The following is a 6,210-nucleotide window of genomic DNA, read 5'->3' on the forward strand; positions in this document are numbered from 1 at the left end:
CATGGCTGCCAAAATCACCGTGCGCGATCTCACCATGGCCTATGGCGACCTGGTGGTGATGCGTGATCTCAATTTCGATATCCAGGACAAGGACATTTTCGTCATCATGGGCGGCAGCGGCTGCGGCAAGAGCACGCTCCTGCGGCATCTCATCGGCCTGCGTGAGCCCGCCAAAGGCTCCATTCTCTACGAGGGCAAAGACTTCACCGCCACCCATCCCGCAGATCGCGGCCCCTTCATCCAGCGCTTCGGCGTCATGTATCAATCCGGCGCTCTGTGGTCATCCCTCACCCTCGCTGAAAACATCGCCATGCCGCTGGAGGAGTCCAGCAAGCTCCCCGCCAAAACCGTGCGCGACCTCGCCTGTTACAAGCTCGCTCTCGTCGGCCTCTCAGGCTTTGAAGACTACTACCCCTCTCAGCTCAGCGGTGGCATGAAAAAGCGGGCCGGCATTGCCCGCGCCATGGCGCTGGACCCCGACATCCTCTTCCTGGACGAACCCAGCGCAGGACTCGATCCCCTCAGCGCCCGCCGTTTGGACGATCTCATTCTCGCCCTGCGCGACAGCCAGGGCTCCACCATCGTCATCATCACGCATGAGCTGGCCAGCATTTTCAGCATCGCCAACAACTCCGTTTTTCTCGACACCGCCACGCACACCCTGGGTGCTTTGGGCAATCCGTCTGAACTGCGTGACCATTCCGACAATCCCGCCGTGCGCCTCTTTTTGAATCGCGGAGAAACTCCCCCACCCTTACCATGAGCAAAACAGCCAGCCCCACACTCATCGGCATCTTCACCCTCGTGGGTGTGCTGCTCGCCGCTGGGTCACTCATCCTTTTTGGTGCCAGCAGCTTCTTTGAGAAGACCAGCCGCATCGTGCTTTATTTCGACCAAAGCGCCAATGGCCTGCTGGTCGGCTCGGACGCTCGCTTCGGCGGTGTCCGCATTGGCCGTGTGGCCTCCATCCGCGTGCTGGTTGACTCAAAGGAAAACCGCAAAATCATTCCCGTCGTCGTTGAACTCTCCGAGAAGGATCTGCGCTATGTGGGCTCCACTTCCGGCGGCGCCATCGACTTCGCCACGGATGAAGGCGTGAAGGCAGCCGTGGCCGCAGGAATGCGCGCGCGCATGAAGCAGCAAAGCCTGCTCACAGGCCAGCTTTACATCGAGTTCGATATCGTGCCCGACAAGCCGGGCTTCGTTTACAAGCCCGAGCGCCGCCCCCCCTACCCCGCCGTTCCCACCATGGGCACAGAGCTTGACGCCATCATCTCCGGCATTTCGGACGGGTTGAAAAAATTCAACGACCTCGACCTCGGCACCGTGATGAAAGAACTGACCGATGTCATCACCACCACCAAGACCCAGATTTCAGCTCTGGATCTGAAAGCGATCAACGACAACATCCTCGGCATCACCACCGACGTACGTGCGCTCACGGGCAACAAGAAGCTTGGCCTGGCCATCGACAACCTTTCTGACGCACTCAAGAGTTTTGATGAACTCACGAAGAAGGCCAATCAAGGCATTGACCCGCTGCTCAAGGACTTGGAAAAAGTCATGCAGCAGGCCACTGCAGGGCTGGAAAAAATTAAAGAAGCCTCCGCAGACATCTCCAACGTCACCAATCCCCGCGCCCCCGTGCTCATGCGCCTGCAAAACGTGCTGGAGGAGGCCGAGCGCGCCTCACGCGCCATCAAAGAGCTCGCCAACGATTTGAAACGAAATCCGAACACCCTCCTGCGTGGGAAAGACCTCAATCCATGAACCTTCGTCTCCTTACCTTCGCTCTGCTGCTGACACTCACCGGCTGCAGTGTGCTCCAGCCCGTCAAAGACTCCACCGTCCGGCATCTGCTGGAGCCGCTCGTACCCGACCGCGCCCTCACCGCCGCGCGTCCAGCCATGGCGGTCAACCGCGCTTCCCTTCCCGGTTACCTCGACACCCAGCAGCTCGTCACCCGCTCCGAAGGCAAGCTCATGGTCAGCAACCGCGACGTCTGGGGCGAGCCGCTTGACACCGGCATCTCCCGCGTCATCGCCAGAAATCTCAGCCGCATCACCGGCTCCATGAACATCCAGCCCGTGGAAAGTTTCACCTCGCTCGATTATGGCACGCTCCTCGAACTGCGGATCACCCAGTTCGAGCCCAACACAGACAATCAAATGGTTCTCGAAGGCACCTGGAAACTGCAACCCGTGACAGGCGGCGAAACCCGCTCCCACTACTTTCGCCTCCTCGCACCCGTCCCCGTAGATCCATCAGCCATGACCGCCCGCGTCACCGCCATGAATCAAGCCCTTGAACAGCTCTCTCGTCAGATTGCACGGGGGCAATGAGGTGGCGATGGCAATGGATTGAGCAGGCATTCGACTTGTTCTCGAATAGAGTCTTCGAGCCCGGTGCAGCATGCCTGAGCGTAGGATGGATGTGGCGACAGCCCGTCCGTCTGCCAGCGTGCGGCCGACTCTATTGCGTGCGAATACCCTAGCAGTCGGACGGTTTGGCGGAGCAAGGGATGGTCTTAAAATAGTCTCGCCGCCAAACACATCCAACCTACGACCAGAGCACTGAGCAATCGGAGAACAAGTCTGTTCAAGCACAGCACCTCTCATCTGCCCGCCAACACCAGCACGACACGAAAGCCGTAGTCCTGATTGCGATGCGTGGTCCCCGCATGATGGCTGCTTTCGTGGAGCTATAGCGTCTTCCAAAACAGATTTCCGGATAGAGGCACCGGGCGACGCTCGACGGCGCTTGGTCCTCGGCCAGCCGCCGTCGACCTGTCCCTTCGTAGCTCGACGCAGGAGAGCGAAGAAGGAAGCCCTTTATCTGCTACCAAGAAACAGCCTGCTAAACGGAAATGAGTTTTGCAAACCGCTATAATCCTGCCCAGACAACAGGTTAGGAGCCCAGCTCCACCACCATCTTCCCCATGTTCTGACCTGAGAAGAGGCCGATGAAGGCACTGACGGCATTCTCAATCCCGCACACCACAGTCTCCTTGTGCTTCAGTTTGCCCGCTTTGTAATAGTCGCCCACTTCCTTCTCAAACTCACCCTGGTGCTCCACCCAATCGCGCACGAGCAGGCCCTTCATCGTGAGCCGCTTGGTGGTCATGTTGAAAAGATTGCAGGGTCCGGGCTTCGGCTTCTCTTCGTTATACCCCGAGATGCCGCCGCAGGCGATGATGCGGCCATGCGTGCGCAAGGTGGCCAGCGCTGCTTCGAGTGACTCGCCGCCAACGTTGTCGAAATACACATCAATGCCCTCCGGTGCGCATGCTTTGAGCTGCTCCTCCACCGGACCCGTCTTGTAGTTGAACGCCTCATCAAACCCGCACTCTTCGCGCAGAAAAGCCACCTTCTCGGCGGAGCCGGCAGAGCCGATGACACGGCATCCTTTCAGTTTGGCAAGCTGCCCCGCGACACTGCCGACAGCCCCCGCTGCGCCGGAGATGTAGATGACATCTCCCGCTTTGACCTCCACCAGTTTCAGGCCAGCCCAGGCGGTCATCCCGGTCATGCCCAGCGCTCCCAGATAAACCGAAAGCGGCTCCATCTCCCCGCTCACGCCATGCAGTTCCTTGGGCGAAGCGATGAAAAACTCCCGCCAGCCATAGTTCGAGGTCACAACATCGCCCACCTTGAATTCGCTCGCACGCGATTCGACAACTTCGCCCACAGCCCCGCCTTCCATGGCCTTGTTCAATTCAAACGGTGGCAGGTACGACTTCCCTTCTTTCATGCGGCCACGCATGTAGGGATCGACCGAGAGAAACAAATTGCGCACCATCACCTGCTGCTCTTGCAGCGGCTCCAGTTGGGTTGGCGTGATTTTGAAGTCATCCGCAGTGGGCAGCCCTTTCGGACGAGAGACAAGGTGGACTTCGCGGCTGGTGATGTCAGACATAGGAGTGGGGCGTTCGGTTTCAGGATTCATCATGACTCAGGTTGATGGAAAATCAGCACCGCGTGAGACGGCTTCCCATGCGGTGAACTCCGTGCGCAGTTCGTCAAGTTTTGCCATCGCCCCATTATAGGCATTGTTTCCCAGCAGCAGGTGATGCGGCGGCTTGGGGGAATTGACCGCCTTGACGATGGCATGTGCGGCGCGCACGGGATCGCCGTTTTGTTTGCCGGAGTCCGCCCGTATTTCGCTGCGCACTTTGCCTGCGGTCTTCGCGTAGTCGTCGATCTGCACCTGGCTTTCATTCGCGGAACGTCCAGCCCAGTCCGTGCGGAAGCCGCTCGGCTCGACCACTGTCACCTTGATGCCAAGCGGTTCCACTTCCTGCCGCAGTGCTTGAGACAATCCTTCGACGGCAAACTTGGTGGCATTGTAGAAACCCAGCGATGGAAAGCCGCACAGCCCGCCGATGGATGACATGTTCACGATGTGCCCGCTGCGCCGTTTGCGCATGCCTGGAAGCACCCCTTGGATCATGCGACTGAGGCCAAAGACATTGACCTCGAACATGCGGCGGATTTGATCCTCTTCACTCTCTTCCACCGCCGCGAAGTAGCCAATGCCCGCATTGTTGACGAGCACATCGATTCGTCCAAATTCATCCTCCGCCGCCAGGATGGCGGCATTGACCTGCAAGGGATCCGTGACATCCAGATTCAGCACCAAAGCGATGCCCGGGCCTCCCAAATCGGTGATGTCTGCGGCATGTCGCGCCGTCACCACCACACGGTGGCCGAGATCAAGCAGGTGCGTGGCAAGCTCATGGCCAAATCCGGTTGAGCAGCCGGTGATGAACCAGACAGGTGTGTCGTTGTCGTTTGTCATTAGGTGGTGGGTGAAGAGTGTTAAAGTTTACCAACCCAATAACCGGGGCGGTTGTAATGCTCATGCAAACCAATCTCGTATAATCGTGTCAGCAGCGACTCCTGCGTGTATTCGGGGGAGCTCTTGATGTCCTCACGCGAGAGATTGACCGCGAGGTTCGAATCACTCCAGTTCACGTGTTCGATCCACATGGGGGAAATGAGAAATCTCTTTCCAGGAAGCCAGTGCCGGGTTGTCACCACGACATAGCGAATGGCCCAAGTTTCATCATCAATGATGAAATCTTCCACATGCCCAAACTCGCCGTCCTTGGCCTCAATGTCGTAGCCCGTGATCTCATGCGTGCTGCGCAGGTGCGGGTCCCAGGCCCACTTGCCACTGACAGAGGAGTTCCACTGATCGCGATCACGCATGATGCCGGGAAACCGCCCCCACATTTCGTCGCCGTTCCAATAAGTCGGCCAGCCGTGGTAGCCGTAGTAATCCTCTTCAAACTGACGTGACACAGGCTTGTCGCTGTCCAGCGAGGGACTTTCCTCGATCTGCTTTTGGGTCAGGTTCACCTTGATCTGTTCATCCTCCCCCGTGACGCCAACGAGGGCATGGGGAGCAATTAAAACCTGCCTTCCCGTAAGCCAGCCCCCTGTGTCCGCCACCAGATAGCGCACCGTCCAAAACCGGTCATCAAAGTAGAATTCGCGGGCTTTCCCCATTTCGCCGTCCAGGCCATTCAGTTTGTAACCCTTGAGTGATGTAGCAGAAACGAGCATGGTTTTGAGTCGTGGGTTGGATGTTAAAACAACGGACCCTGCCTCGATCACCACCGATCTGAAATGGGGTGAAAACCCCACTCCCGCTGTTTCACCCATCCGCCATCGGCAAAACCAGCCGTGCGATCATGAGCGCTTCACCAATACCGCATGGATCATGCGGGTAGAGTCCATCGTCCTGGCAGCCCGCTTCAGCTTTATTCATCCGCCGGCTTGTTCAGAGCCGCAGACAGGCGCTGCTCCTCACCCGCTTCGTCGCTCCCTGCATCCACGAGTTGTTCAGCAATGGTCTCGTCCTCTTCAGCAGCCTGAGTTGTGACGCGGCGACCTGCGGCATCGGCCGTTTCATCCCAAGCAGTGATATGGGCGGTACCAGGAGGGGTTTCCGGTGCCTCCAGCGCTTTGCTTTCATGGGCTGCGTCCTCCATCACCTTTTCGTTAAGATGGTCGGCATTCGCAAGTTCCTGCATCGTCATGGGGGTTGGTTTCATAGTGCCACAAAGTTCATCCCCTCCTCCCATCCAGCCATGGGGTTTTCACCCCAAAAAGCACTCCAGAGCTTCAGCTCTCAACGACTTTGACATCACCCAGCCACACCGTTCACTCCCCTGTCTTGCTTGTCTTCCCACGGCTCACAGTCTTG

7 protein-coding genes are annotated in these 6,210 nt (G+C 58.2%); 3 read left to right on the forward strand and 4 right to left on the reverse strand.

The annotated features are described in order from the left end of the window. The first annotated feature begins 1 nt into the window (after position 1). Genes PSV43_RS07910 through PSV43_RS07920 form a run of 3 tightly spaced genes read left to right on the forward strand, consistent with a single transcriptional unit; the run spans position 2 to position 2,342 of the window. Positions 2-763: an ATP-binding cassette domain-containing protein gene (locus PSV43_RS07910; protein WP_300195301.1), complete on the forward strand. Its 762-nt coding sequence runs from the start codon at positions 2-4 to the stop codon at positions 761-763. Next, on the forward strand, positions 760-1,770 hold the full coding sequence (locus tag PSV43_RS07915; RefSeq protein WP_300195303.1) for an MlaD family protein: 1,011 nt from the start codon (positions 760-762) through the stop codon (positions 1,768-1,770). The genes PSV43_RS07910 and PSV43_RS07915 overlap by 4 nt, the downstream gene beginning before the upstream one ends. Further along, a complete protein-coding gene (locus PSV43_RS07920; protein WP_300195305.1) occupies positions 1,767-2,342 on the forward strand; it encodes a PqiC family protein in 576 nt (191 codons plus the stop codon). Before PSV43_RS07915 ends, PSV43_RS07920 begins: the two co-directional genes overlap by 4 nt. A 565-nt stretch (positions 2,343-2,907) precedes the next feature. Here PSV43_RS07920 and PSV43_RS07925 read toward each other — a convergent pair. The 4 genes from PSV43_RS07925 to PSV43_RS07940 all read right to left on the reverse strand — a co-directional run bounded on the left by PSV43_RS07925 (position 2,908) and on the right by PSV43_RS07940 (position 6,058). Continuing rightward, positions 2,908-3,915 carry an NADP-dependent oxidoreductase gene (locus PSV43_RS07925; protein WP_345784655.1) on the reverse strand — a complete coding sequence of 336 codons (1,008 nt, stop codon included), beginning with the start codon at positions 3,913-3,915 and terminating at the stop codon, positions 2,908-2,910. Between the two features lie 36 nt (positions 3,916-3,951). Beyond that, positions 3,952-4,797 carry an oxidoreductase gene (locus PSV43_RS07930; protein ID WP_300195309.1) on the reverse strand — a complete coding sequence of 282 codons (846 nt, stop codon included), beginning with the start codon at positions 4,795-4,797 and terminating at the stop codon, positions 3,952-3,954. Positions 4,798-4,817: 20 nt separating this feature from the next. After that, a complete protein-coding gene (locus PSV43_RS07935) occupies positions 4,818-5,567 on the reverse strand; it encodes a PRC-barrel domain-containing protein (RefSeq protein WP_300195311.1) in 750 nt (249 codons plus the stop codon). A gap of 197 nt (positions 5,568-5,764) precedes the next feature. Beyond that, positions 5,765-6,058 (reverse strand): hypothetical protein, encoded by a 294-nt coding sequence (locus PSV43_RS07940; protein WP_300195313.1) that lies wholly within the window; start codon positions 6,056-6,058, stop codon positions 5,765-5,767. Between the last annotated feature and the right edge of the window lie 152 nt (positions 6,059-6,210).

This window comes from Prosthecobacter sp. (genome assembly GCF_029946185.1).
Lineage (GTDB): Bacteria > Verrucomicrobiota > Verrucomicrobiia > Verrucomicrobiales > Verrucomicrobiaceae > Prosthecobacter.

Bases quoted from the DNA above. Each gene is read 5' to 3' on its own strand.
- PSV43_RS07915 (WP_300195303.1), top strand. From the start codon at position 760: ATGAGCAAAACAGCCAGCCCCACACTCATCGGCATCTTCACCCTCGTG.
- PSV43_RS07940 (WP_300195313.1), bottom strand. From the start codon at position 6,058: ATGAAACCAACCCCCATGACGATGCAGGAACTTGCGAATGCCGACCAT.
- PSV43_RS07925 (WP_345784655.1), bottom strand. From the start codon at position 3,915: ATGTCTGACATCACCAGCCGCGAAGTCCACCTTGTCTCTCGTCCGAAA.
- PSV43_RS07930 (WP_300195309.1), bottom strand. From the start codon at position 4,797: ATGACAAACGACAACGACACACCTGTCTGGTTCATCACCGGCTGCTCA.
- PSV43_RS07920 (WP_300195305.1), top strand. From the start codon at position 1,767: ATGAACCTTCGTCTCCTTACCTTCGCTCTGCTGCTGACACTCACCGGC.
- PSV43_RS07910 (WP_300195301.1), top strand. From the start codon at position 2: ATGGCTGCCAAAATCACCGTGCGCGATCTCACCATGGCCTATGGCGAC.
- PSV43_RS07935 (WP_300195311.1), bottom strand. From the start codon at position 5,567: ATGCTCGTTTCTGCTACATCACTCAAGGGTTACAAACTGAATGGCCTG.